Annotated in this window: 21 protein-coding genes; 20 read left to right on the top strand and 1 reads right to left on the bottom strand. The window is 64.3% G+C overall.

What is annotated here, in order from left to right:
- Positions 1-118 precede the first annotated feature (118 nt).
- Both E8Q40_RS15410 and E8Q40_RS15415 read left to right on the top strand, forming a co-directional pair.
- Entirely contained in the window at positions 119-3,484 is a 3,366-nt protein-coding gene (locus E8Q40_RS15410) for an ATP-binding protein (RefSeq protein ID WP_137045373.1), read from the top strand.
- A 55-nt stretch (positions 3,485-3,539) separates the two neighbouring features.
- A complete protein-coding gene (locus tag E8Q40_RS15415) occupies positions 3,540-4,406 on the top strand; it encodes a response regulator (RefSeq protein ID WP_370455262.1) in 867 nt (288 codons plus the stop codon).
- Between the two features lie 33 nt (positions 4,407-4,439).
- On the opposite strand, the gene E8Q40_RS15420 is transcribed toward E8Q40_RS15415, so the two are convergent.
- On the bottom strand, positions 4,440-4,955 hold the full coding sequence (locus E8Q40_RS15420; protein WP_137045375.1) for a hypothetical protein: 516 nt from the start codon (positions 4,953-4,955) through the stop codon (positions 4,440-4,442).
- Between the two features lie 391 nt (positions 4,956-5,346).
- On the opposite strand from E8Q40_RS15420, the gene E8Q40_RS15425 reads away from it, so the two are divergent.
- The 18 genes from E8Q40_RS15425 to E8Q40_RS15510 all read left to right on the top strand — a co-directional run bounded on the left by E8Q40_RS15425 (position 5,347) and on the right by E8Q40_RS15510 (position 25,432).
- Positions 5,347-6,612: an ABC transporter substrate-binding protein gene (locus tag E8Q40_RS15425; RefSeq protein WP_137045376.1), complete on the top strand. Its 1,266-nt coding sequence runs from the start codon at positions 5,347-5,349 to the stop codon at positions 6,610-6,612.
- A 110-nt stretch (positions 6,613-6,722) separates the two neighbouring features.
- Complete coding sequence (locus E8Q40_RS15430) at positions 6,723-7,781, top strand: iron-containing alcohol dehydrogenase (RefSeq protein ID WP_168197861.1); 1,059 nt, start codon at positions 6,723-6,725, stop codon at positions 7,779-7,781.
- A 270-nt stretch (positions 7,782-8,051) separates the two neighbouring features.
- Positions 8,052-8,753, top strand: a complete 702-nt coding sequence (locus E8Q40_RS15435; protein WP_168197862.1) for an AraC family transcriptional regulator — start codon at positions 8,052-8,054, stop codon at positions 8,751-8,753.
- 136 nt (positions 8,754-8,889) lie between these two features.
- A complete protein-coding gene (locus E8Q40_RS15440; protein ID WP_137045379.1) occupies positions 8,890-9,906 on the top strand; it encodes a branched-chain amino acid ABC transporter permease in 1,017 nt (338 codons plus the stop codon).
- Between the two features lie 3 nt (positions 9,907-9,909).
- On the top strand, positions 9,910-10,968 hold the full coding sequence (locus E8Q40_RS15445; RefSeq protein ID WP_137045380.1) for a branched-chain amino acid ABC transporter permease: 1,059 nt from the start codon (positions 9,910-9,912) through the stop codon (positions 10,966-10,968).
- Entirely contained in the window at positions 10,965-11,768 is an 804-nt protein-coding gene (locus E8Q40_RS15450) for an ABC transporter ATP-binding protein (RefSeq protein ID WP_370455194.1), read from the top strand. Before E8Q40_RS15445 ends, E8Q40_RS15450 begins: the two co-directional genes overlap by 4 nt.
- Positions 11,761-13,992, top strand: a complete 2,232-nt coding sequence (locus E8Q40_RS15455) for an ABC transporter permease (protein WP_137045381.1) — start codon at positions 11,761-11,763, stop codon at positions 13,990-13,992. The genes E8Q40_RS15450 and E8Q40_RS15455 overlap by 8 nt, the downstream gene beginning before the upstream one ends.
- A 2-nt stretch (positions 13,993-13,994) precedes the next feature.
- Positions 13,995-14,879: a phosphoenolpyruvate hydrolase family protein gene (locus E8Q40_RS15460; RefSeq protein WP_137045382.1), complete on the top strand. Its 885-nt coding sequence runs from the start codon at positions 13,995-13,997 to the stop codon at positions 14,877-14,879.
- 30 nt (positions 14,880-14,909) lie between these two features.
- Complete coding sequence (locus E8Q40_RS15465) at positions 14,910-17,504, top strand: flotillin family protein (RefSeq protein WP_137045383.1); 2,595 nt, start codon at positions 14,910-14,912, stop codon at positions 17,502-17,504.
- A 6-nt stretch (positions 17,505-17,510) separates the two neighbouring features.
- Positions 17,511-17,948 carry an SRPBCC family protein gene (locus E8Q40_RS15470; RefSeq protein ID WP_137045384.1) on the top strand — a complete coding sequence of 146 codons (438 nt, stop codon included), beginning with the start codon at positions 17,511-17,513 and terminating at the stop codon, positions 17,946-17,948.
- Position 17,949: 1 nt separating this feature from the next.
- Positions 17,950-18,402, top strand: coding sequence for an SRPBCC family protein (locus E8Q40_RS15475; protein ID WP_137045385.1), 453 nt, complete (start codon positions 17,950-17,952; stop codon positions 18,400-18,402).
- A 1-nt stretch (position 18,403) separates the two neighbouring features.
- Positions 18,404-19,228 (top strand): xanthine dehydrogenase family protein subunit M, encoded by an 825-nt coding sequence (locus E8Q40_RS15480; RefSeq protein WP_137045386.1) that lies wholly within the window; start codon positions 18,404-18,406, stop codon positions 19,226-19,228.
- 10 nt (positions 19,229-19,238) lie between these two features.
- Positions 19,239-19,721, top strand: a complete 483-nt coding sequence (locus tag E8Q40_RS15485; protein WP_137045387.1) for a (2Fe-2S)-binding protein — start codon at positions 19,239-19,241, stop codon at positions 19,719-19,721.
- An 11-nt stretch (positions 19,722-19,732) separates the two neighbouring features.
- Positions 19,733-21,475 carry a xanthine dehydrogenase family protein molybdopterin-binding subunit gene (locus E8Q40_RS15490; protein WP_137045388.1) on the top strand — a complete coding sequence of 581 codons (1,743 nt, stop codon included), beginning with the start codon at positions 19,733-19,735 and terminating at the stop codon, positions 21,473-21,475.
- Between the two features lies 1 nt (position 21,476).
- Positions 21,477-22,505 carry a xanthine dehydrogenase family protein molybdopterin-binding subunit gene (locus E8Q40_RS15495; RefSeq protein WP_137045389.1) on the top strand — a complete coding sequence of 343 codons (1,029 nt, stop codon included), beginning with the start codon at positions 21,477-21,479 and terminating at the stop codon, positions 22,503-22,505.
- A gap of 2 nt (positions 22,506-22,507) precedes the next feature.
- Entirely contained in the window at positions 22,508-23,392 is an 885-nt protein-coding gene (locus E8Q40_RS15500) for a MoxR family ATPase (protein ID WP_137045390.1), read from the top strand.
- Positions 23,389-24,501 carry a VWA domain-containing protein gene (locus E8Q40_RS15505; protein WP_137045391.1) on the top strand — a complete coding sequence of 371 codons (1,113 nt, stop codon included), beginning with the start codon at positions 23,389-23,391 and terminating at the stop codon, positions 24,499-24,501. The genes E8Q40_RS15500 and E8Q40_RS15505 overlap by 4 nt, the downstream gene beginning before the upstream one ends.
- An 82-nt stretch (positions 24,502-24,583) precedes the next feature.
- Positions 24,584-25,432: an MBL fold metallo-hydrolase gene (locus tag E8Q40_RS15510; protein WP_137045392.1), complete on the top strand. Its 849-nt coding sequence runs from the start codon at positions 24,584-24,586 to the stop codon at positions 25,430-25,432.
- Positions 25,433-25,439 lie beyond the last annotated feature (7 nt).

A 25,439-nucleotide genomic window follows, 5' to 3' on the forward strand; every position in this document is an offset into this window, starting at 1 on the left:
TGTGCAATATTTTGCGGCGCACACTGCCTGCTTTTGTACCATCAACCGGGGCCGACCAAACCGGATCGAACAGCGAAAGGCCGCATGTGGGGCGGGCTTTAACGAAGGTCGACAGGCGATGAACGTGCAGCAGAGGATTGTGCGCGTCCGCCGCAATTATAATCAGTGGGTCGCCAACCAGACCCTCGAAGACTTTGCGCTGCGCTTCACAGCCAAGAGCGCGCGGCGCTGGTCAAGCTCGCGCGTGGCCAACACCGCCATCGGCGCTATCTCGTTTCTGGCGCTCGAAGCCATCGGCGGCACGATCACAGTAAACTACGGATTTACTAACGCGACCGCGGCGATCCTCCTGGTCGGCGCACTCATTTTTCTCACCGGCCTGCCGATCGCCTATTACGCATCGACCTATGGCGTCGATATCGACCTGCTCACGCGCGGCGCCGGCTTCGGCTACATCGGCTCGACGATCACTTCGCTGATCTATGCCTCCTTCACGTTCCTGTTCTTCGCCATCGAAGCCGCGATCATGTCGCTGGCACTCGAGATGTTTTTCGATATTCCGCTATCGGTCGGCTATGTCATCAGCTCGCTGGTGGTCATTCCGCTGGTGACGCACGGCATCACCTTCATCAGCCGCTTCCAGCTATGGACGCAGCCGATCTGGATCGGCCTGCATCTCCTGCCCTTCGTGTTCATCGCCTTCGCCGATTTGTCGCTGTTCGACGAATGGACGAATTTCGCAGGCCTCGAGCAAGGCGGCCAGAATTCCTTCAATTTGTTGATGTTCGGCATGGCGTCGACCGTCGTTTTCTCGCTGATCGCCCAGATCGGCGAGCAGGTCGACTTCCTGCGATTTCTGCCTGCGCGCGAGCGTGGCACTGCCTGGTGGCTGTCTTATCTGTCTGCCGGACCCGGCTGGATCATTCCCGGCGTTCTAAAACTACTCGCCGGCTCGTTTCTCGCCGTGCTCGCCATCCGTCATATGGTGCCGCTCGACAAGGCGACCGAACCGACACAGATGTATTTGGTCGCGTTCCACTACATGTTCTCGTCGCCGAATGTTGCGCTCGCTTTCACCGGCGTTTTCGTGATCGTGTCGCAGCTCAAGATCAACGTGACGAATGCCTATGCCGGCTCGATCGCGTGGTCGAACTTCTTCGCGCGGCTGACGCACAGTCATCCGGGCCGCGTGGTCTGGCTGGTATTCAATGTCGCCATCGCTCTGATGCTGATGGAGCTCGGCATCTACAAGGCGCTGGAGCGCATTCTCGGCTACTACTCCATCGTTGCCGTGGCCTGGGTCGGGGCGCTGGTTGCCGATCTCGTGATCAACAAGCCGCTCGGCCTCAGCCCGCCGATGATCGAGTTTAAGCGTGCCTACCTTTACGACATCAACCCGGTCGGTGTCGGGGCGATGTTCCTGGCCGCCGCGGGCGGCATCATCGCGTTGACCGGCGCCTTCGGCACCAGCCTGCAATCGCTGGCGGCGTTTCTCACCCTCGCCATCGCGTTCGTGTCGGCTCCCGCCATCGCCTATGTCACCCGCGGCGCCTATTACATCGCCCGGCAGCCTCGCGACTGGGGCGATCAGAAGACCGCCCGCTGCGTGATTTGCGAGCATCATTTCGAGACCGAGGACATGGCGCCCTGTCCGGCCTATTCGGGACCGATATGCTCGTTGTGCTGCTCGCTCGAGGCGCGCTGCCACGACCTCTGCAAACCGCATGCGCGGGTTTCACACCAGTTCCTCAAGCATATGCAGCGGTTGCTGCCGGCCTGGGCCGTCAAGCCGATCAACACCGACCTCGGCCGTTATCTCGGCGTACTGCTGCTTTTCTCCGGACTGATCGCCGCGGTGTTGACGCTGGTCTACTTCCAGATTCCGGCCGGCTCCCCGCTCGATCGCGATGGGCTGAAATCCGCACTCTGGACGGTCTACTTCATCCTCACGATCATTGCCGGGATCGGCGCCTGGCTTCTGGTACTGGCGCAAGAAAGCCGCCGCGTCGCCGAAGAGGAAACGACGCGCCAGACCGACCTGCTGATGCGCGAAATCGAGGCGCACAAGCGCACCGACGCCAAGCTTCAGCGCGCCAAGGAAGTCGCGGAAGCCGCCAACGAAGCCAAGAGCCGCCACCTCGTCGGCCTGAGCCATGAGCTGCGCACTCCCCTCAACGCCATTCTCGGCTATGCGCAGGTGCTTGAGCGCGACCCGGCCATACCCGACAAACGTCTCGGCGCGGTCAAGGTCATCCACCACAGCGCCGAGCATCTGTCCGGGCTGATCGACGGACTTCTCGACATATCCAAGATCGAAGCCGGCCGCTTTCATCTCGACCGCAACGAAGTGCGGACCAAGGAATTTCTCGACCAACTCGTCGACATGTTCAGACTGCAGGCGGCGGCGCGCGGCATTGCCTTCCATTTCGAGCCGCCGGAGCGATTGCCCTTCGCCGTCCAGACCGATGAGAACCGGCTTCGGCAGATTCTGATTAACCTCTTGTCCAACGCCATCAAGTTCACCGATGAAGGTTCCGTCACCTTCCGGATGGCGTATCGCGGGCAGGTCGCGGAGTTCATTATCAGCGACACGGGGATTGGCATCCATCCCGACGATCTCGAACGCATCTTCCTGCCCTTCGAGCGCGCTCGCATGACCGGCCATCGCAAAGCGGCCGGAACCGGGCTTGGCCTCACCATTACCCGTCTGCTCACCCAGGTCATGGGCGGCGAGATTACGGTGGCCAGCAAGGTCGGCGAAGGCAGCACATTCCGCGTCCGGCTGCTGCTCTCGGAATCCTTCAACCCGCGCGCTATCTCAATCATGGAAGATCGCGTTCGCGGCTATATCGGCGACCGGCAAACCATCATGGTCGTCGACGACGATGAGAATCACCGCGATCTGGTGCGAGATCTGCTCGAGCCGCTCGGGTTCACGATCCTCACCGCCAGCAACGGCGCCGAATGTCTGGCGCTCGTTGAAGAAAACCGTCCGAACCTCATCCTTCTCGACGTATCGATGCCCGACATGGATGGCTGGCAGGTCGCGCAACAACTTCGACGGACGCGCGAGAGGCCGGCCATCGTCATGCTGTCCGCCTTCGCCCCCGATCCGAAGAAGAAGGTCGATCCCTTCCCCGTCAACGACGACTACCTGATCAAGCCCTTCGATCTGCGCCAGTTGCTCGGCAAGATCCACGCGCTACTCAACATCCAGTGGGTCTACGATGAAAAGGCAGCAACATCGCCCTTCAACGCCGCGATGCTGACTCCCTCGATGGTGCCTTCGCAGCGCGATATCGACGATCTGATCCGGCTCGGTCAGATCGGTTACGTCCGCGGCATCCAGGACAAGCTGGATGCGATCGAAAACGACTCATCCGCTCATCGTGATTTTGTCAGCTACATGAGAGCACTTTCCGATGGCTTTGATCTCAAGCGTTACATCGCCGTCCTCGAAACATTCAGGACCGGTCGTGGCTAACCTGGAACCGCGCGACATCGTCCTGGTCGTTGATGATTCGCCCAACACCCTGCGTATGCTGACCGACGCCATCGAAGGCGCCGGCATGACCGTCTTGGTCGCGCTCGACGGCGAGCAGGCGCTATCGCTGACCGAACGGATCACGCCCGACGTTATTCTGATGGACGCCGTCATGCCCGGGATCGACGGCTTCGAGATCTGCCGCCGGCTCAAGCAGAGAGCAGCCGTAAGCCACGTACCGGTGATTTTCATGACGGGCCTCAGCGAGACGGAAGACATCATCAAAGGGTTGAATGCGGGCGGCGTCGACTATGTCACCAAACCGATCTCGCCGGACGAGTTGCTGGCGCGCATTCGCGTGCACCTCGCCAATGCGCGCATATCGCAAAGCGCGCGCTCAGCGCTCGATGCCTCCGGCCGCTATTTGCTCGCCGCCAACCGCGTGGGAAAAGTCCTGTGGGCAACACCGCAGGCCGTAAAATTGATCGTCCGGGCATTTCCTGATTTCAATCCCGAGCGCGACACCTTGCCCGCGCCGATACGTAACTGGCTGGCAAGCCACGTCGATCGATCGATCGCCGCATCGGCGGATACGATCAATATCGGCCAAGCCGGCTCTGGCACGCAGATCGAACTTTCGGTGATCAGTCAGATTGGCGCCGACCAGATTCTGCTTCGACTGATTGACGGCGATCCGAAGGACGACCAGCTTATCCTCCGCGACAAGCTGCAACTTACACAACGCGAAGCCGAGGTGCTCTTGTGGATCGCGCGCGGCAAGTCGAACCGGGATGTCGCTGACATCCTCACATTAAGCCCGCGGACGGTGAACAAGCACCTCGAACAAATATTCAACAAGCTCGGCGTCGAGAATAGAACCTCGGCTGCTGCGTTGGCAGCGCGCACACTAGGCGAACGTTGAGAGACTGTCGCCAAGCCGATTGAGGGACCAGCGTCAAAAGACGTACTGAGGACAAGTCGGCATGGGTCCCGGCGCTTGTTTTGGCTGCGCGGCGACATCCGCATCCGCCACACTCACCGTCGCGGGCACCGTGGCTCCAATATTCACTTTGACGGAAACGGCACGGAAACGTGAAGGATACTGAACGCCATAGACCAATGTATCTTCGCCGCGATAGGACGCATCGGGTTGGTATATGATTCTCACGCCGCTCACGTCACGCCCAATGCATTGAGACTCGGTCCCGGCAAACATCGAAGCGATCGTGATGACCTGAGCCTTTGCGCACACTTTGCCATGTGACGGTGGCGTGATGAGAGACAGCGGTGGATACGGAATAGCCTCGCAATTCCTGTCCCAGCCGGAATGCTCCCGAACGACGATCGAATTCTCAACCGCCGCGCTCCTGAGAGGTTCGACCGGCAGCAACGTCGCAAAAACAAGGATGGCCAACGGCATGGCGGCGCTAGCGCGGTTCGCTAACCGACGTTTGCGCCCGTAAGCCAGCATTGCTGCACTCCTCCGGCCTTTGCCGGGACGGTAGCAGATTCGACCGGTGGCCTTGGAAAGAGATGACAATTGGCGAGCACCGGTCATGCCTGCGAGCCAAGCGGCTGGCCCAACACGGCGAATCCCCAGACGAGACATTGTGACGCAGGGAGCCCGTTCCAATGTTTATTCCGTACTGCAGCATTCCTCGCATTGGTCCGCCATGCGGCAGGTCGTGAGGTATCGCCTCCAAATAGCGTTCCCGAAAATGAGACGCTTGGATATGGGCTGCATGAATATTGAACGGCAGTTTTCCCGAAGGCGCGCCGAGGGGCGCGTTACGACGCGCGCATAGAGAAAATCCGGCGCGATGGCCGGGCTCTCTCTTCTCGCGTCACAGGGAGGAACAACAATGCGCAAGTCTCTTCTTAGCGCCGTCGCAATGCTCGCCCTCAGTTTGCCCGGCGCAGCAATCGCCCAGAACGGCACGATCAAGATCGGCATTCTGGTCGCTCTCGAAGGCGCCTTCGCCACTGGCGGCCAGGACGGTGTCCGCAATGTCGAACTGGCTCTCAAGCAGGTGAACAATACCGTCGCCGGCAAGAAGATCGAAACCGTCGTCGCTCCGACGGACACCAAACCCGACACAACGATCCGCATGGCCCGCAAGCTCATCGAGCAGGACAAGGTCGACATTATTATTGGCCCCTTGTCCGGTTCGGAAGGCATCGCCATGCGCGACTTCGCCAAGACCATCCCCGACAAGGTGGTGATCAATGGCATTTCCGGCGCGCTCGAGACCACCTGGGTCGATCCCGCGCCGAACTTCTACCGCTTCAATCTCGACGGCTCGCAATGGGGCTACGGCCTCGGCAGCTACGTCGTGAAGAAGAAAGGCTGGAAGAAGGTGGCAACGATCGCGGCCGACTACTCGTTCGGCTACACGAACTTCATGGGCTTCGCGGTGGACTACTGTAAGTCCGGCGGCGACATCGTTCAGCGCTTCTGGCAACCGCTTGGCCAATCGGATTTCGGCGGCATCATTGCGCAACTGCCGAATGACGTGGACGCGATCTATCTGGGCCTCGGCGGCACGGACGCGATCAACTTCCTCAATCAATACCAGCAGGCCGGTGAAAAGCTCCGGCTGATCGGCGGCACCATCATGGCCGACCAGACGGTTCTGACGGCACGCGGACGCGCGAAAGACGCCTTGAAGGGCACGCCTACCTCCGGCCCGTTCGCCGCCGACAATACCGACCCCGCCTGGACCTCCTATGTGAAGCTCTATCAGGACAGCTTCCCGGCCAATCAGCGCCTGCCCTCGCCGTCACTCTTCGGACTGGGCTACTACACGGCGACGCTCGCGGCCATCAAAGGACTCCAGGAAGCCGGCGGCGATTTGTCTAACGGTCAGGCCAAGCTCAAGGCGGCCCTGAACAAAATGGAACTCGCCAGCCCGGTCGGCAAGATAACGCTGAACGAAAACCGCCAAGCGACCGGAACCGTCTTCGTCAACGAAGTGGTCGACGGGCCCGATGGCAACATGACCAGCAAGATGGTGGCCAAGACCGAGAACGTGAACCAGACGCTCGGCATGACACCAGCCCAGTTCAAGGCCCTGGGGCTGCCGTCACGCGATGTGGTCGATTGCGCCAAGCTGCGCGCAGGCGGCTGAGGCCGCCTGGCACTGACGTCGTCGTCGGTGGCCGGCCTTTTCGGCCGGCCACCCAATTCATGCCCCTCGGTCATGAATCTCATGCCGCGGACGTGCCGGGAGCATCTCTGATGACCCTGATCGGCTATCTCACCCGCACGCATTTCGCGGAAGCTGCGATTGAAGACGCGCTTCCCGAAGAAGTGGGATCACTTTCGAGCGCTCTGGTGCTCGTCGAAGACGAGCCGGGAAACGCGGCCGTTTGCGCGCGCGTTCAGGAGGCCCTCGGCAACACGACAATCAGCCTCGCCCGGACAGACGCCGACGCTGCTCAGCAAGAAGCCATCTCCCGGATTCTGAGCGCCCTTCGCGATATCCGAACCGGGACGCTGATCGCCATCGGCGGAACAGTGGCCATCGGACAAGCGCGGCTCGCCGCGGAACAGGCAGCGCGACGGGGCGAGCGTCTTACGCTGATCGCGGTTCCCGCCACTCTTTGCGATTTCGGACTGGCGCGCCGCGTTCGCCTCAGCCACGGCCAGCCGGTCGTCTGCCCACGGCCCGACGAGATCATCGCCGATCCCACCGTGCTCGAAGAAACACCGCCGCGCCGCCTAGCCGCCGCGTCCATGGAAGTACTGGTCCATGCCATCGAGGCCTATGCCAGCCCCGTCTACCATCCGCCGGCGGACGCGCTTGCTCTCGAAGCGACAAGACGCCTCACGCGCTGGCTGCCCGTGGCGCTGGCTTCGCCCACACCTCACAGGGAAGCGCTGCGCGAATTGATGGCAGCAGCTCTCACCGCCGGGCTCGCGCTCGAAAAGGCGATTGGCGGCGTCGATGCGCTGGCGCATCCCATCAAAGTCGAACTTGGACCTGACATTCTACATGGCGATCTCCATGCGCCCTTGATGGCCGCCATGGCTGACTTCAATACCGAAGCCGTGGGCGATCGATACGCCACCATGGCCGAGACATTTGCCCGCACGACGCGGGAACCACACTTCAGCACCACCATCGGAGCTTTCGCCCGCGCGGTCGGCCTACCGAGTTCCCTGCGCGAGGTCGGAATCGACCGGGCCCGCTTCGATCGCTTCGCCGAAATGGCGGCGAACGACCCCGGTGCCCTGGCTAATCCCAGACGGCTGACCCCTGGCGATTGCCGTCGCATTTTCGAGGCAGCGTGGTGAGTACGAACGAGGAACACCGGCGCCAGACAGACGATCCGGGCAAATCCGGACCGGGGCATTTTGCCTGTTGTCGCAACGCCATCTGCTTATACACTCATCCAAAACCGCAGACATAAGCGGTCCGGGAGGAAGTCGATGAGTATCGCTCACGCGGTCGCACATGGCGCGTTCGGGCGCGCCTGTCTGTATGCGCTGGACCGTCCGATGGTGCCGCATGCCCATCGCGAAGGTCATCTTATCTTTCATGTCAGCGGACCGGCCGCCAGCGTCGTGATCGACGGCAAGACCTTGCCTCTCACGCCTCACGCAGCGACAGCGATCAGTCCGTGGCAACCGCATTACTTTGCGCCGCTCGGCCACCGCGAGCCGACACTGACGCTCGTTCTTTATATTCGGCCCGGCTGGTTCGTCGATGCGAGTCATACCGCCTTCGAAATCCTTCGCTTCGGCCGCTCCGCCGTCGAAATGAGCGATCACATCACCCGGCTTGCCTCGGAAACCGCCCGTCTGCTCGCCCGCCACGGCGGCTGCGACGGGTCCTTCGAGGACCGGCTGAGCGCGCTCACTCAGGCGGCATTCGATCAAACCTGGCAATGGACGAGCGCGGGCGACCGACCGGCCGCGCAATGCGCGGGTTTGCGCGATTTCCGCCTGAGGCGCGCGATAAATATGCTGAGCGAAAGACTCGGTGAACCGATCGACCTCGCGGAAATCTCGCGGAACGCCGGCCTGTCGCGGCCTCACTTCTTCAAACTGTTCCGCGAACAGATGGGTTTGCCGCCCACGATCTTCCTCAACGCCTTGCGCATGGAGCACGCCATCGAGCGATTGGCGCGAGGCACGGAGACGGTCTCCGAGATCGGCTTCGATCTCGGCTTTGCGACGCCAGCAAGCTTCTCGCGGTTCTTCATCGCCAACGGGGTCGTGCCGCCGAGCGCCTACCGGCGCAGCGTCGCGGGCCCGGCCCACTGAAAAAGAGGTGCGCGCCGCAAATAAGAGACGTTCGGGCTAATGAAAAGACGGTGGGGAAAAGACAGTACGGGAACTTCAATCTAGCCTTTCAACGGTGGCGAAGGTCCGCCACGGGGAGCTGCCAGGCCGTTCTCAGATGGACAAGTTCATCGCGCGCTATCCGTTCTGGAGCCTGATCATCGTACTTCTGGTGGCGGTGTTCCTGTGGCTGGTGCTCGCATCGTGGCCGCCCGAGCTGGTGGCAAGCTGGGGCCGCAAGCAGATCTTTCTGAACGGTCTGATTGGCGGGATCACCCTCGGCGCGCTCTATTTCCTCGTCGCCGCCGGCTTCACGCTGATCTTCGGCCTGATGCGCGTCGTCAATCTCGCGCATGGCTCGCTGTTCCTGATCGGCGGCTATGTCGGCTACGAGATCGCGGTCGCTTCGGATTCCTGGCTGCTCGCTTTTCCGATCGTGTTCGTCGTCGTGGCAATCATCGGCCTGCTGATGCAGCACTTCATCTTCTCGAAGATGGAGGGCGAAGAACTGCGCCAGACATTGGTCAGCATCGGCCTTTCGATCGTGTTCGCCGATCTGATGCTGTGGTGGTGGGGCGGGCAATCCTATTCGATCCTCGCGCCGCAGTTCCTGCAGGGACCGGTGCAGTTACCCATCGTCAATACCGTCAACGAGGCAACCGGCGCAGTGACGTGGCTGCGCTACCCCGCCGTCCGCATTTGGATTCTGGCCGCGGCCATCGTCATCGGCGTTGCGATGTGGCTTGTGCTGAACCGCACCGCGCTCGGCATGCTGATCCGCGCCGGCGTCGACGACCGCGAGATGCTGGCGGCCTCCGGCGTGCGCGTCCAACTACTGTTTCTCATCGTGTTCGGCTTCGGCGCCGGACTTGCGGGAATCGCGGGCATCGTCGGCGCCACGTTCCAGTCGCTGTCGCCGGGCGAAGATACGCGGTTTCTGCTGTCGAGCCTTGTCGTGGTGATCGTTGGCGGCATGGGATCGATCGTCGGCGCCGCCCTGGGCGCGCTCATCATCGGCGTCGCCGAGCAGATGGGGTTCCTCTACGCGCCGACTTATTCGGTCGTTTTCACCTTCCTCATCATGGCCGCAGTGCTGGCATTCCGGCCGCAGGGCCTTCTGGGAACGAGGCGATAGGCCATGTCTGTCGCCGATCACGCCCCACCCTTCGCCAACCGCACCGACAAACGGATGTGGTTCGAACGCATCCCCGCGGTCTGGTGGGCCGTCGCGGCCGTCCTGCTGCTGCTACCGATTGTCGCCAACAGCTTCTGGCTGTTTCAGGTGATGGGCTGGACGTTCATTCTCGGCATGATCGGACTGAGCCTGATGTTTCTCGCCGGCTATGGCGGCATGGTCAGCCTGCTGCAGATGTCGATTGCCGGCATGGCCGGCTACATGGTCGCGATCCTGGGGCCGTCCGGCGCCGCCGTGAGCCTCGGTCTCCCCTGGTGGATCGTGCTGCCGGCCGCTTTCGTAATTGCCGCGATTTTCGCGACCTTGTCCGGCGCGCTCGCCGTCCGCACCGACGGCATCTACACCATCATGATCACGCTCGCGATCGCGGCCGCCTTTTTCTATTTCACGCGCCAGAATTATTCGATCTTCAACGGCTATTCCGGCTTCAACCTCGTGCTACCGCCGAAGCTGTTCGGCGTGAACTGGCGCGACCCCGTTCCCTTCTATTATCTGTCACTGGCCTGCGCCGCGCTTTGTTACGGCGCTGTCGTCTATATCGCACGATCTCCCTTCGGCCTTGCTCTTCAGGGCGTGCGCGACAACCCGCGCCGCATGGCAGCGCTGGGCTTCAACGTGACGGCTCACCGCGTCGCCGCCTATGCGCTGGCGAGCATCTTCGCGTCGACCGGCGGCATTCTTCTGGTCTGGCAGAATGCGCAGATCGCGCCGGGCACGATTGGCATCTCGGCGGCGATCGATGTGCTCGTCGTCGCTGTCGTCGGGGGGCTACGCCGGCCGCTCGGGCCGTTCATCGGCGCTTTCATCTACGTCCTGCTGCAGGTGTTCTCCGCCGACACCCTCGGCTTCTTCGGCTTCTCGGCGGACCGCTTCAAGCTGATCATCGGCATCGGCTTCCTCGCGGTGGTGCTGTTCTCGCCGGATGGCGTGCTCGCCCTGTGGGACCGTTGGCGCGCGCGGACCGCCGCGCGCAAGGCCGCCGAGACGGGAGGCGGGCCATGAACGCACCCGTCACGCCGTCCCGGATGAGCCCGCTGGGTCCCGTACAAACCACCTCCGGCAATGCGCTCGAGCTGCGCGGCATCACCAAGATGTTCGGCGCGCTGGCCGCCATCTCGGACGTGACGCTGTCCGTGCGGCCCGGCGAACGGCGTGCCGTGCTTGGTTCGAACGGTGCCGGCAAGACCACGTTGTTCAACTGCATCACCGGAGACTTCCTTCCGACTGCGGGCCTGATCCGTTTCTTCGGCGAGGACGTCACGGTCTTCCCGCCGCACGAGCGCATCCGTCGCGGCCTGCGCCGCACCTACCAGATATCGTCGCTCTTCACCGGCCTGAGCGTCATCGACAATGTGTACCTTGCTTGCGTCGGTGTCTCGCGAAGCCGGTTCTCGCTGATCCGCCCGCGCCCGGACGACGCCCTCATGCATGCCGCGGCTACGCTGGTCGATGCCGTGCATCTGTCCGGCGAAAAAGATCGGCTGGTCGGCGAACTCGCCTATGGCCAGCAGCGACAGCTTGAAATCGCTCTCGCGCTCTCGGGCGCGCCGCGTTTCGTGCTGTTCGACGAACCGGCGGCGGGATTGTCGCCCACCGAGCGCGCCGATCTGATCCACATTCTGACATCGCTGCCCAGCCACATCGGCTACATCATCATCGAGCACGATATGGACGTCGCACTTCGCGTCGTTGAGAGCGTGACGATGATGCACAACGGCCGCATCTTCAAGGAAGGCCGGCCCGAGGAAATCGAGGACGATCCCGAGGTTCAGGAGCTTTATCTCGGAGGCGGACATGGTTGAGCGCCCTCCGCGTCCCGCAGGCGCGTCGACGCCTATCCTTCAATTGCAGGGCGTGAACGTCTTCTACGGGCGAAGCCATGCCCTTCAGGGCGTCGACCTGTCGCTCCATTCCGGCGTCCTCTCCGTCGTCGGACGCAACGGCATGGGCAAGACCACGATGTGCAAGGCGATCATGGGCCTTGTGCCGGTCTCGTCCGGGTCGATCCGCTTCATGGGCGAAGAAATCGCCGGCCGCTCGCCGACCGAGATCGCGCGCCTGGGCGTCGGCTATGTGCCGCAAGGGCGCCGCCTGTGGCGCTCGCTCACGGTCGACGAGCATCTGCGTGTGATGTCGCGCGGCAAAGGCCCCTGGACGCCCGAGCGCATCTACGAAACGTTCCCGCGCCTTGCCGAACGGCGGCGCAATGGCGGCGGCGAACTTTCCGGCGGCGAACAGCAGATGCTCGCGATCAGCCGCGCGCTGCTGATGAACCCGCGCCTGCTGATCATGGACGAGCCGACCGAGGGACTCGCTCCGGTCATTGTCGCCCATGTCGAGGAAACGCTGGTGCGCCTCGCGGCCGATGGCGACGTCTCGATCCTGGTCATCGAACAGAATATCGGCGTCGCCACGCAGATGTCCGATCCCGTGGCCATCATGGTCAATGGCCGTATTCATCGCGTCATCGCTTCGCAAACGCTCGCGGCGGATCGCGACCTGCAACAGCGCCTGCTCGGTGTCGGCCGCCACGGTCACGATCAAACGGAAGAAGTCGACCCGAGCACAGCCACCGCCCCGCGCCAACCGGCAGCAAACGCGCCGCAGGGACCAACGCGCATTTACGTTGCCAACCCGGTGCTGCCGACACGCTGGTCGCAGGACGTTCCCGCCGCCCGCATCGAAGCCGCCGCGCGCACCGTGTCGCGTCCCACTTTGGCGACGCTCGACGGCCGGCGTGTCGGCGACATTTCCCCGCTGGCGGCACGCGCGCCGCAGGAGCCCCACGTCATCATCGCCGGCACGCTCGATACCAAGGGCGACGAACTTCGCTACATCCGCGACATCATCAAGGCCGCAGGATTGCGCACGCGATTGGTCGATCTGTCGACGGTCGGCCGCAACCAGGGTGCCGACGTGTCGGCGCAGGAAGTCGCCCTCGCCTCGCCGACCGGATCGGCCGGCATCGCCTCGGGCGATCGCGGCACGGCGGTGGCGGCGATGACGGAGGCCTTCCGCGCCTGGATCGGCAAGCAGCAGAACGTTGCCGGCATCATCTCGGCCGGCGGCTCCGGCGGCACGGCGATCGCGACGGCCGGCATGCAGGCGCTACCGGTTGGCGTACCGAAGATCATGATCTCGACCATGGCGGCCGGCAATGTCGCCGCCTATGTCGGTCCGACCGACATCACCATGATGCACTCGGTCACCGACGTGCAGGGCCTCAACCGCGTGTCGCGGGCGGTGCTCGGCAACGGCGCGCATGCCATGGCGGCGATGGCGCGCAGCTGGATCGAACAGAACGCACCGGGGCAAAGCCCGCGCGCCGACGCCGACCGTCCCCTTGTCGGCATGACGATGTTCGGCGTCACGACGCCCTGCGTGCAGCAGGTCGTCAAGCTGATCGAGAAGGAATGGGAGCCGCTGGTCTTCCACGCCACCGGCATTGGCGGGCGATCGATGGAGAAGCTCATCGACTCGGGACTGATCCGCGGCGTCATCGATGTCTCGACCACCGAGATCTGCGACATGATGATGGGCGGCATTCTGCCGGCCACGGAAGACCGCTTCGGCGCCATCATCCGTACGCGCATTCCTTATGTCGGCTCGGTCGGCGCCCTCGACATGGTGAATTTCGGACCGCCGGACACGGTCCCGGCGCATTACCGCGGCCGCAATCTCTATCCGCACAATCCGCAAGTCACACTGATGCGGACGACGGACGACGAGAACCGGCGCATGGGGCGCTGGATCGGCGAGAAGCTCAATCAGATGGAAGGCCAAGTGCGCTTCCTCATTCCGGAAGGCGGCGTGTCGGCGCTTGACGCACCGGGACAAGCGTTCTGGAGTCCTGAAGCGGACGCCGCTTTGTTCGGTGCCATCACGGAGACAGTGCGCGTCACCGCAACCCGCCAGATCATCCGTCTTCCGCATCACATCAACGATCCGGCTTTCGCCGCCGCTCTGGCGCAGCACTTCCGCGCCTTGCACCAGAGCCGCGCGCGCGGCGCATCCGGCAGGACCTGACCATGCCCCGCTTTTCCCGCACCGATCTTCTTGCCCGCTACCGCGCCATGATCGCGCGCGGCGAGCCGATCGTCGGCGGCGGCGCCGGCACCGGCCTGTCCGCCAAATGCGAGGAAGCCGGCGGCATCGATCTGATCGTCATCTACAACTCCGGCCGCTTCCGCATGGCCGGCCGCGGCTCGCTCTCCGGTCTGATGCCTTATGGCGACGCCAATGCCATCGTCATGGACATGGCCGGCGAAGTGCTGCCGGTGGTGAAGAACACACCGGTCATCGCCGGGGTCTGCGGCACCGATCCGTTCCGCTCGATGGATGTCTTCCTCGACGAGGTGAAGCGCATCGGCTTCTCCGGCGTGCAGAATTTCCCCACCGTCGGCCTGATCGACGGCGTGTTCCGCAAGAACCTCGAAGAGACCGGCATGGGCTACGGCCTCGAGGTGGAGATGGTGGCCCTCGCCCACCGCAAGGATCTCCTCACCACGCCTTATGTGTTCTCCGAGGCGGACGCGGTCGCCATGGCCAAGGCCGGTGCGGACATCATCGTCTGCCATCTCGGCCTCACCACCGGCGGCTCGATCGGCGCGGAAACCGCGCTCAAGCTCGCCGACTGCCCGGCGCTCGTCGATCGCTACGCCGAGGCGGCGCTGTCGGTGAAGCCCGACGCCATCATTCTCGTCCATGGCGGACCTGTCGCCGAACCGCCGGATGCCGACTTCATCATGAAGAACACGCGGCACTGCCACGGCTTCTACGGCGCCTCCTCCATGGAGCGGCTGCCGGTCGAGGCCGCCATCCGTGATCAGACACGGGCTTTCAAGACGATCAGCCGCAAAGGCGGCACAGACAACCCGGCAGGGACAACCCGCCGATCAAGCGCCACCCGGTGACGGCCGGGCCGGCGGACAGGAGAACGTGACATGACGGGGCAACTGATCGGAACCCTCATCCTCTGGCTCATCGTGGCGGTGATCGTCATTGCGATCATCGTCTACCTGGTGAACTGGCTCTACCGCCGCTCCTCGAAGGAGGTATCGTTCGTCCGCACCGGCCTGTTCGGGGAAAAGGTCGTGATCAACGGCGGCGCCTTCGTGCTGCCGATCATCCACGACGTCACGCCCGTCAACATGAATGTCATCCGCATGGCGGTGACCCGCGCCAATGACGAGGCGCTGATCACCCGCGACCGGATGCGCGTCGATATCGACGCCGAGTTCTATGTGCGGGTGCGCCCGCAAAAGGAAGCGGTCTCCATCGCGGCCGCCACGCTCGGCCGCCGCACGCTGCAGCCCGAACAGCTCAATACCCTGCTCTCCGGCCGGCTTGTCTCGGCGCTGCGCTCGATCGCATCCGAAATGACAATGGAGGAAATGCACGAGAAGCGCGGCACCTATGTGCTGCGGGTCAAGGAGTCCGCCGCGGAGGCCTTCGACCAGAACGGCCTCGAGCTGGAAAGCGTCGCCATCACCAATCTCGACCAGACCGACCTACAGTATTTCAATCCCTCCAACCGGTTCGACGCGGAAGGTCTGACGCGCATCATCGAGGAGATCGAGGAAAAGCGGAAGCTGCGCAACGACATCGAACAAGAGGCGATGATCCGCATCCGCACCCGCAACCTCGAAGCCGAGCGCCAGTCTCTCGATATCGAGCGCGACAGCGAGTCGGCCAAGCTCGAGCAGCAGCGCGAGATCGAGATCCGCCGCGCTATGCAGCGCGCGGAAGTCGCCCGCGAGCGCGCCGCGCGCGACACCGAGGCCGAACAGGCGCTGATCCAGTCGCGCGAGGAGATCGAGAAATCGCGCATCTCCAACGAGCGCGCCATCAGCGAAGCGCGCATCGCCTCCGACCGCGATATCCGCCAGAAGGAGATCGAGCGGACCCGCGCGGTCGAGGAAGCCGAAATCGCCGCCCGCGAGCTGGTGGAAAAAGCCCGCATCGCCAACGAACAGGCGATTAACGCCGCGCGCATCGCGTCCGAACGCGAAATCCGCCAGAAGGAAATCGAGCGCATGCGCGTGCTCGAAGCCGCCGAGATCGCGGCGCGCGAGTCCACCGACAAGGCCCGCGTCCTTCAGGAAGCGGCGGTGAATGTCGAGCGCATTGCCCGCGAACAGGAAGTCCGCCACCTCGAGATCGAACGCACCCGCACCCTCGAACAGGAGGACATTGCGGCGCGCGAAGAGATCGAGGCCGCGCGCATCGCCCAGGAAGAGCGCGTTCAGGCCCTTCAGATCGCGCGCAACAAGGCCATCAACGCCGCCGAAATCGCCGCGCGCGAAGCGACGGAAGCCGCCCGCATCGCCCAGGAGAAGGCGACCCGGGAGCTCGACATCCAGCGCATGGCCGCGCTCGAAGCCGAGGAGATCAAGAAGCGCGACAGCGTGGAACGCCAGCGCATCGCGACCGAGCTCAAGCTCGAGCAGGAGCGCATCGCGTCGACCAAGACGCGCGAAATGCTCCAGATCGACCAGAAGAAGACCATCGAGGTCGCCGAGGAAGAGCGCGCCATCACGCTGGCAGCCAAGAAGGCCGAGCGCACCGACGCCGACAAGGCGCTGCGTCAGGCCGAGATCGTGGCGCGGCAGGAGGTCGAGAAGGTCGACATCGCCCGCGAACAGGCGCTTGAAGCCGCCCGCGTTGAACGCCGGCGCGCACTCGAACAGCTCGAGATCGCCCGTAACCAGTCGCTGCAGGAAGCACAGATCGCCTCGAACGAGGAAGTCGAGCGTGCGCGCATTTCGTCGGATCGCGGCCTCGACGAGGCCCGTATCGGCCGCCAGCGCGACCTGCGCAGGCTGGAAATCGAGCGCGAACGCGACGTCGAGAACGCCGCGATGGAAAAGGCCATCACCCTTTACGCCAAGTCGCTCGAGGAGTCGGCCGCCCGGGTGAAGGCCGAAATGGCCCGCGCCAAAGCCGTGGAAGCCGAAGAAGCCGTCAAGCTGGTGCAGGAGAGCGAAGGTGCGAAGCGGCGCAAGGTGGTGGAAGTCACCCTCGCCGAAAAGGCGGCAGAAGAGATGCGCATCGCCGCCGCGGCCGACAAGGTGCGCCGCGCCGTCGAAGCGGAATCGCAGAAGCTGCTCTACGAGGCCGAGAACGTCCTCACCGATGGCGCGCGCTACGGCCTGTTCCGCCGCCGCCTGCTCGACCGGATCGAAGGCATCGTGCGCGAAAGCGTCAAGCCGATGGAGCGGATCGAGGGCATCAAGATCCTGCACGTAGATGGACTCGGTGGCGTCGGCGGCGGTGCCGGCGGCGCCGCGCGTTCACCTACCGACGAGGTGATCGAGAGCGCCCTGCGCTACCGCGTCCAGGCGCCGTTGATCGACGAGGTGCTCAAGGAAATCGGCATCGAGGGCGGCAATCTCGCCAAGATGGGCGGCCTCATCCGCGAGGCCAGCGACATGCAGCGCATCGGCAAGGACTCGGCCAAGGATGCAAAGGACGCCAAGCCGAAGGATGGCGGCGATGGTGGTAGCGGCGGCGGCTCAGGCCGCAAGGCCAAGGAGTAAGCGGCCATGGCCCGCGTTTATGCATCCAGTGTCATCGGCGCCTCGGCGAGCCGGGTCTGGGCCCGCGTGCGCGATTTCAACGGACTGCCGAACTGGCATCCGGGCATCGCCGAAAGCCGGATCGAGAATGGCGAACCCGCCGATAAGGTGGGCTGCGTGCGCGCCTTCTCGCTGCGCAACGGCGACCGTCTGCGCGAGCAGCTGCTCGGCCTGTCCGACTACGACATGTTCTGCACCTATTCGATCCTCGACTCGCCCATGCCGCTGACGAACTACGTGGCGACCTTGCGGCTGACCCCGATCACCGATCACGACCGCACCTTCATCGAATGGTCGGCGGAATTCGACTGCGCGCCCGACAAGGAAGCCGAGCTGGTGTCCGGCATCGGCGGCAATGTGTTCCAGGGCGGCTTCGACGCCCTCAAGCGCGCATTCGGAGCCTGATGTGCCGAAGGTCGTCCGCAGTACGATCATCGATGTCCCGGTCGACCGGCTGTGGGCGGTGGTGCGCGATTTCAACGCACATGACCAGTACCATCCGATTGTCGCCACCAGCAGCATCGAGCGCGGCTATCCGGTCGACAAGGTCGGCTGCGTGCGCCGTTTCTTCCTCGCCGATGGCAGCGAGCTGCGCGAACAACTGCTGTCGCTGTCCGATCTGGAAATGACCTACAGCTACTGTCTGCTCGACACGCCGATCCCGCTCTTCAATTACGTCGCTCATATCCGACTTCTGCCCGTGACCGACGGCAATCGCAGCTTCTGGCATTGGGAAAGCCGTTTCACCACACCGCCCGGGCGCGAGGAAGAATTGGCGCGCAAGGTGGGTGAAGACGTCTATGTCGCCGGCATGGAAGCCGTGCGCCAGCTCCCCGAACTACAACGAGAGGGCATCTGACATGGCGCTGGACGTACGCGTTGCCACCAGCATGGCGGAAGCCGCCGGCATCCTCGCCGCGGATCAGCGCACGCGCTTGCTCTCCGGCGGCACGCTGGTGATGCGCGACGTCAATGAGGGCCGCTTTCTCGACGGCACGCTGCTGCGGCTCACCGATCCCGCCTATCGCCAGATCAATGCCTCCGGCGCCCGCGTCGAACTCGGCGCCGGCGCGACCATGGCGATGGTGCTCGCCAATCGCGATCTCGCTTTCCTGCACCCGGTCGCCCGCGCCGTCGGCGGGCCGGCTATACGGCAGATGGCGACAATCGGCGGCAATCTCTTCGCAGAAACCCCATATGGCGATTTTGCCGTCGCGCTGCTGGCGCTCGACGCCCAGGTGATGGTGCAATCCGGCTACGGCTCGGCGCGCGCGATAGCGATCGAGGAATTCCTCAATGCGCGCGAGCGCGGCGGCGCCGGACTCGTCACCGCCGTCCAGTTCGCCAAACCGCAGAACGCCGCCGACTTCCGCTTCCGCAAGATCAGCCGGGTCAAGCCGAAAGGCATTTCGGTGATGAGCATCGCCGCTCATCTGCCGAACTCGGGAAGCCGCATCACCCAGGCGCGAGTCGCCTACGGCGCCATGGCGCCAACGCCGGTGCGCGCGCGCGGCGTCGAACGCGCGCTCGAAGGCAAGCCGCTCGACGCGGCCAGTGTTCAGGCCGCGAAGGCCGCCGCGCTCGAAGGCACCCGCCCCGCCACCGACGCCATCGCGACCGAATGGTATCGCCGCGAGGTCATGCCCGTGCATCTCGGACGGCTGCTCGCCGGCGAAGGACGTTGAGGAGAACCGCATGGCCAAAAGTCCCGTCCAGTTTCGCCTCAACGGTTCGGACCGCGCGACCTTCGTCGATCCGGGCGATAATCTCCTGACGACGCTGCGCCGCGGGCTTAATGAGTTCGGTCCGAAATATGGCTGCGGCCAGGGCGCCTGCGGCGTCTGCACCGTTCTGATCGACGGCGAACCGCACCTCTCCTGCCTCACTCTGGCTGTCGCCTGCGAAGGCCGCCATGTCGAGACGGTGTCCGGCATGGCGGACGGACCGAACCTGCATCCGCTGCAAACGGCCTTCATGGACAATTTCGCGGCGCAGTGCGGCTTCTGCACGCCCGGCATGCTGATGGCGGCGCGTGCCCTGCTCGAGCGCAATCCGAACCCGACCCGTGAGGACGTCATCGAGGCCATCGCCGGCAATATCTGCCGCTGCACCGGTTACGAGCCCATCATCGCCGCCATCCTCGCCGCGGCCGGCAACCGCAGCCAGCGGCAGGCCTGAAGGAGAACGCGATGCTCGAATTCAGGAAAGACCTTTTTGCCAACGAGCGCGACGACAACCTCAATGTCGTCGGCAAGGGCATTCAGCGTCAGGACATGCCAGGCCATGTCACCGGCCGCTCCCCGTTCTTCGACGATCACGCTTTCGAGGGATTGCTGCATCTCAAGGTGGTGCGCAGCCCGCATCACCATGCGCGCATCCGGTCGATCGACACCAGCGCCGCCGAGCGCGCGCCGGGCGTGAAGCGCATCCTGCGCGCCGCCGACGTGCCGGTGAACAAGAACACGCTGCTCAGCCTGATCAATTTCGGCAAGGATGACGAGCCGTCGCTCGCCGTCGACAAGGTGCACTACAAGGGCGAGCCCGTCGTCGCCGTCATCGCCGACAGCGAGGCCGCGGCCATGGCGGCGCGCAAGCTGGTGCGCATCGACTACGAGACGCTGCCCCACGTCTTCGACGTCGAGGAAGCACTCAAGCCCGGTGCGCCGGTCGTCAACGAGACCTATCCGAACAATTACTTCGAATATCACGACAAGTTCGATCACCAGAAGCTGCGCTTCGGCGATACCGAGAAGGCTTTCCAGTCCGCCGACATCGTGATGGAAGAGCGCTACCAGATGTCGCCGATCGAGCATGCGCCGACAGAGACCAACGGCTCGATCGCCGCGCCGGAACAGGACAACCGCTTTGTCGTGCACTCCTGCGCGCAGGGCCTGTTCTTTTCGCTGGGCACCGCGGCCAAGATTCTCAATCTCGATTCGAACCGACTGCATTTCATCGGCGGCACGGTCGGCGGCGGCTTCGGCGGCAAGGTGGACTCGCTCACCGAACCGCTCGCCATCTTCGGCGCCATGATGACGGGCCGGCCGGTGCGCTACGTGCTCGATCGCGAAGAGGAGATGCTGTACGGCTCGCCGCGCGGCGCCGAACGCATCTATGTGAAGGACGGCGTGATGCGCGATGGCCGCATCGTCGCACGCCACATCCGCTCCTATTTCGATGCCGGCGCCTATACGCGCCTCTCTTCTTACGCGGCGGTCAAATGCACGGCGCATGTGCCGGGCCCTTACTGGGTGCCGAATGTGTCCTCGGACATCTATGTCGCCTACACCAACCGCTGCCCATCAACTGCCATGCGCGGCTTCGGCATCACGGCGGTCGATTTCGCCATCGAAGTGCAGATGGACAAGCTCGCCCATGCCGTGAACATGGACCCGATGGAATTTCGTATCCTCAACGCTTACCGCGATGGGGACATGAAGCCGCACCGGCGTGTCGCCAAGAACACGGCGCTGATCGAATGCGTGCAGGTGGCGGCGGAAAAAGCGCGCTGGCCGATTTCCGACAACGCCAAACGCATGTCGTCGCTGGTCGGCGGTGGCGAAGGCGAGCGCGGCCAGATTCCGGCGACGCCGATCGACCAACGCGGCCAGATCGGCCGTCCGGAGACGCGCAATGCGCCATCGACGCAGACCTTGCCGGCCGGCACCACACGCATCGCCGTGACCAAGCAGCCAGAACTCGAAGGCAGCCGCGACGCCCGCCCCGTCGCCGCCAACGTGCCGCGCTATGAACCGGCGCGTCCGATGGCACAGCCCGTCGTGCAGGCGCCCGCGCCGCTGGCGCCGATGCCGCCCGCCGCTCCGCCGCCGCACGCGGCACCGCAAGCGCCGCCGCCGCCACCGGCTCCCGGCGCCACACCGCAGCACGGCGCCATGCGTTTCTCATCCGTCTTCGGCACAAGGAGGCGCTGACATGGCACGGCACAAAGGCCGCGGCATGGCCTCCATCAATTACCCCATCGGCATGAATCTCGGCGGCGACCCCAGCCAGGCGCTGATCCATTCCAACCCCGACGGCAAGTTCACCGTCGCGCTGTCGGCCATCGATCTGGGCCAGGGCATGAAGCAGGTCACCCGGCAGGTCGCGGCGGAAACGCTCGGCGTTCCGGTCGAGGATGTCTATGTCGACACCGCCGACAGCGATACCGGCCCGCACGACATGGGCTCCTTTGCCTCGCGCGGCACGCACCGCATGGGCAACGCCGTGATCGCCGCGGCGCGCGAAGCGCGTGGCGTGCTGCTGGAAGCAGCGGCGGAAGAGCTCGAAGTCAACGCCGCCGATCTCGTCACCGACGGCCGCGGCAACATCCATGTGCGCGGCGCGCCGTCGCGTTCGATCACCGTGCGCGCCACGGCGCAAGCCGCGCAGTTCAAGCAGGGCAAGACCATCGCCGGGCGCGGCATCTTCCTCATTCCGCTGTCGGCCGTCGATGCCGAGACCGGCGAGATGAACCCCAACACCGCATTCGCCCACGCCTGCCTCGTCGCCGATGTCGAAGTCGATGACGAGACTGGCGAAGTTGCCCTGCTCGGCATCACCAGCGCCTATGAACTCGGCCGCGCGCTCAATCCAAAAATGGTCGAGCAGCAATTGGTCGGCGGCGCCTGGATGGGCCAGAGCCATGCGCTCTACGAAACGCCAGAGCCCTATTACCCGAACCCCGATCACGGCCCGCGCGACTTCAACGAATATCTGATGCCGGGGCCCGGCGACATCGCGCCCTACTCCGTGAGCATTCTGGAGCGTCCCGCGCCGGATGGTCCTTTCGGCGGCAAGGGCCCCGGCGAGATGTGCGCCAATCCGGTGCTGCCGGCGGTCGCCAATGCCGTGTTCAACGCCGTCGGCGTGCGGGTCGATGAGTTGCCCATCACGCCGGAGAAAGTGCTGCGCGGTCTGCGTGCCAATGGCGGCGCCAAGCCGCAAGCGCGGCGGGGCGGCTGACCATGGCCTTGCGCACCACCATCGCCGGCATTTCCAGCCCCGAGGCGCTCGCGGAGGCGCTCAAGTCGGCCATGTATCTGGCGGACGATGGCATCGCAACCGCCGGTTATCTCGCGCTGGCGCTCGGCAAGCCGCTGCTGCTGGAAGGCGCGCCCGGTGTGGGCAAGACGGAAGCCGCCAAGGCCATTGCCGGCATTCTCGGCCGGCAATTGATCCGCCTGCAATGTTTCGAAGGCATCGACGCCGCGGCGGCGCTCTACGAATGGAATTATCCGCGCCAGATGCTGGCGATCCGTCAGGCGCAGGACGGCGCCAATATCGATATCTATCGCGACGAATTTCTGATCGAGCGGCCGATGCTGACGGCGTTGCGCCGCCCGGAATCGACCGTGCTGCTGATCGACGAAATCGACCGCTCCGACCATGAGTTCGAAGCGTTCCTTCTGGAATTCCTGTCCGACTTCTCGATCTCGATCCCCGAGCGCGGCACCTTGCGCGCGGCGGAACGCCCTGTTGTGATCCTGACCTCGAACCGCACGCGCGACCTGCACGAGGCGTTGCGGCGGCGCTGCGTCTATCACTACATCGCCTATCCCGATCCGGCGCGCGAGGCCGCGATCATCATGCTGCGTTCGTCCGCCGTCGCCGAAAGCACGGCGCGCGCCGTGGTGGCGGCCGTCGGCATATTGCGCAACGAGCCGCTCTCCAAGCCGCCCGGCGTCGCCGAAGCGGTGGACTGGGCCGAAGCCGCGACGGCGCTGGCCCACACCGGCGCCTCCTGGCCGGAGGCTTTCCGCCGCTCCATCGGCGCGGCGATCAAGGATGAGGAAGACCTCGCGCATCTACGCCCGCGCCTCGCGCAATTCATTCCGGGAATGGCGGCATGAGCGCAACGGTTCCAGGTGCCGTGCGTCCGCTGATCGCGTTTCCGGCGCTGCTGCGCAGTCACGGCTTCTTGGTTGCGCCGGAGCAGACGGTGAGCTTCCTTGAAGCGGTCGAACTGCTTGGGCCCCGCACCATCGAACACGTTCGAAAGGCCGCGGTGGCGACGCTCGCGCCACATCCCGAGCAGCGCCCACTGTTCGATGCCTTGTTCGACATGCATTTCATCGGCGCTGTCGGCGAGCCGGGCGAAGACAGCTTCGAACCCGACGACGAGATGCAGGTGCAGGACGATATCGGCACCGAAGAAATCGTGATCGGCGACGAGGTCAACGAGACCGGCCAGGCCGCCACCGGCGCGGAAGCGCTCGCCGTGCGCGAACTGCGCGCGCCTGACGACACCGACACCTTGCGGCGTTTCGGCGATGCTTTACCCAATGCCCTGCCGCACCGGCGCGGCTATCGCCACAAGGCGGCGCGCCGCGGCAAGGGTATCGATCTGGCACGCAGCCTGCGCGCCGCCATGCGCAACGAAGGCGAGGTCATGAGCCTCAAGCGGCTGCGCCGCGCGCCGCGCCCGCGCCCCGTCCTTCTGTTGATCGACGTCTCCGGTTCGATGAAACAGCGCAGCGACGCACATCTGGCGCTGGCGCATGAGATCGTCCATGCCATGCCGCGGGTCGAGGTGTTCACCTTCGGCACCCGGCTCACCCGGCTCACCCGCGCGCTGAGGCTCAGGAATCGTCAGCAAGCCCTCACCGAGGCTTCGGGACTGGTCGCCGACTGGGACGGCGGCACGCGGATCGGCGATGCGCTCGAGGCGTTTCTCGCCGTGCCGCGCTTTGCCGGTTACGCCCGCGGTGCCAATGTCATCGTGCTGTCGGACGGGCTCGAGCGCGGCGATCCGACGACCATGATCCGCGCCGTCCAGCGTCTCGCCGCCCGCGCCCACCGCATCGACTGGTTCACGCCGCTCGCCATTGATCCCGGGTACCGGCCCGAGACCGAAGCGCTACGCGCGGTGCGTCCGCTGCTCGCATCGCTGGGTGATGCCAGTTCAACGTCACGGTTGTGCCGCGCCATTCTCGCCATCGGGGAGGCCCGCGCCGCATGACGACGATCGACAACGCAAATGCTTTTAACAAAACCGCGCCCTGCACTACCGGCTCGGCCAAGAAAACGAATGGGAGGCTCTGATGGCTCTGGAAATCAAGGTGCTCGACTACGGCGATATCGAGCTTGAATCGAGCTTCCTCGTGCTCGGGCGCGATTGCGGCCGCGTGCGCCGTGTCAACACCTTCGGATTTCTGATCCTCGGCGGTCCCTGGCCCATCGTCGTCGACACCGGCTATCGCCACAACCAGATCATGGAGAGCCTCGGCATGCGCGGCCTCCAGTTCCACGAGAACATGATCGAGAACCAGCTCGCCAAATTCGGCGTGCGCATGGGCGACGTGCGCTACGTGCTGCACACGCATCTGCATATCGACCACGCCGGCAAGGACGAGTTGTTCCCGATGAACACCGCGGTGATCATCAACCGCCGCGAACTGGAATATTCGGTGTCCGGTCTGATGCATCCGCAATACCCCGCGCCCGACATCAAGCACCTGATCGACCGCCTGCACACCCGCGACGCGCTGCGCCTGGAAGATCTCGAACTCTCCGGCCCGATCGAACTGTTCCCCGGCTGCTATATGGAGATGGCCGGCGCGCACACCGAAGGCTCGATGAATGTGCACGTCGATACGGCGGAGGGCCGCGCCACGATCTGCGGTGACGTGATCTACGACTTCAACGACCAGATCGTGAACCCCTTCCACGAGCTGCACGCTAACGAGCCGCGCACCACCGGCAACCACGGCGTTTCCAAGCGCGAGGAAAAGGCCGCGATCAAGAAGTTGCTCAACAGCTCGCAATTCCTGCTGCCGGTCCATGACAAGCCGGCGAAGATCGCCCACGGACAGGTGATCGGACGCATGGACATGGCCGTCCCCGGCCCGGTGGTGCAGAGCCTGCCGGCGCGTAACTGGTTCGCGGCCTAGAGCCTTG

Source organism: Pseudolabrys sp. FHR47, assembly GCF_005153485.1.
In the GTDB taxonomy this organism is placed as follows: Bacteria; Pseudomonadota; Alphaproteobacteria; order Rhizobiales; family Xanthobacteraceae; genus Pseudolabrys.

Excerpts from the sequence above, each read along its gene's own strand:
- E8Q40_RS15410 (WP_137045373.1), top strand. The coding sequence starts at position 119 with ATGAACGTGCAGCAGAGGATTGTGCGCGTCCGCCGCAATTATAATCAG.
- E8Q40_RS15415 (WP_370455262.1), top strand. The coding sequence starts at position 3,540 with ATGCTGACCGACGCCATCGAAGGCGCCGGCATGACCGTCTTGGTCGCG.
- E8Q40_RS15420 (WP_137045375.1), bottom strand. The coding sequence starts at position 4,955 with ATGCTGGCTTACGGGCGCAAACGTCGGTTAGCGAACCGCGCTAGCGCC.
- E8Q40_RS15425 (WP_137045376.1), top strand. The coding sequence starts at position 5,347 with ATGCGCAAGTCTCTTCTTAGCGCCGTCGCAATGCTCGCCCTCAGTTTG.
- E8Q40_RS15430 (WP_168197861.1), top strand. The coding sequence starts at position 6,723 with ATGACCCTGATCGGCTATCTCACCCGCACGCATTTCGCGGAAGCTGCG.
- E8Q40_RS15440 (WP_137045379.1), top strand. The coding sequence starts at position 8,890 with ATGGACAAGTTCATCGCGCGCTATCCGTTCTGGAGCCTGATCATCGTA.
- E8Q40_RS15445 (WP_137045380.1), top strand. The coding sequence starts at position 9,910 with ATGTCTGTCGCCGATCACGCCCCACCCTTCGCCAACCGCACCGACAAA.
- E8Q40_RS15450 (WP_370455194.1), top strand. The coding sequence starts at position 10,965 with ATGAACGCACCCGTCACGCCGTCCCGGATGAGCCCGCTGGGTCCCGTA.
- E8Q40_RS15455 (WP_137045381.1), top strand. The coding sequence starts at position 11,761 with ATGGTTGAGCGCCCTCCGCGTCCCGCAGGCGCGTCGACGCCTATCCTT.
- E8Q40_RS15460 (WP_137045382.1), top strand. The coding sequence starts at position 13,995 with ATGCCCCGCTTTTCCCGCACCGATCTTCTTGCCCGCTACCGCGCCATG.
- E8Q40_RS15465 (WP_137045383.1), top strand. The coding sequence starts at position 14,910 with ATGACGGGGCAACTGATCGGAACCCTCATCCTCTGGCTCATCGTGGCG.
- E8Q40_RS15470 (WP_137045384.1), top strand. The coding sequence starts at position 17,511 with ATGGCCCGCGTTTATGCATCCAGTGTCATCGGCGCCTCGGCGAGCCGG.
- E8Q40_RS15480 (WP_137045386.1), top strand. The coding sequence starts at position 18,404 with ATGGCGCTGGACGTACGCGTTGCCACCAGCATGGCGGAAGCCGCCGGC.
- E8Q40_RS15485 (WP_137045387.1), top strand. The coding sequence starts at position 19,239 with ATGGCCAAAAGTCCCGTCCAGTTTCGCCTCAACGGTTCGGACCGCGCG.
- E8Q40_RS15490 (WP_137045388.1), top strand. The coding sequence starts at position 19,733 with ATGCTCGAATTCAGGAAAGACCTTTTTGCCAACGAGCGCGACGACAAC.
- E8Q40_RS15495 (WP_137045389.1), top strand. The coding sequence starts at position 21,477 with ATGGCACGGCACAAAGGCCGCGGCATGGCCTCCATCAATTACCCCATC.
- E8Q40_RS15500 (WP_137045390.1), top strand. The coding sequence starts at position 22,508 with ATGGCCTTGCGCACCACCATCGCCGGCATTTCCAGCCCCGAGGCGCTC.
- E8Q40_RS15505 (WP_137045391.1), top strand. The coding sequence starts at position 23,389 with ATGAGCGCAACGGTTCCAGGTGCCGTGCGTCCGCTGATCGCGTTTCCG.
- E8Q40_RS15510 (WP_137045392.1), top strand. The coding sequence starts at position 24,584 with ATGGCTCTGGAAATCAAGGTGCTCGACTACGGCGATATCGAGCTTGAA.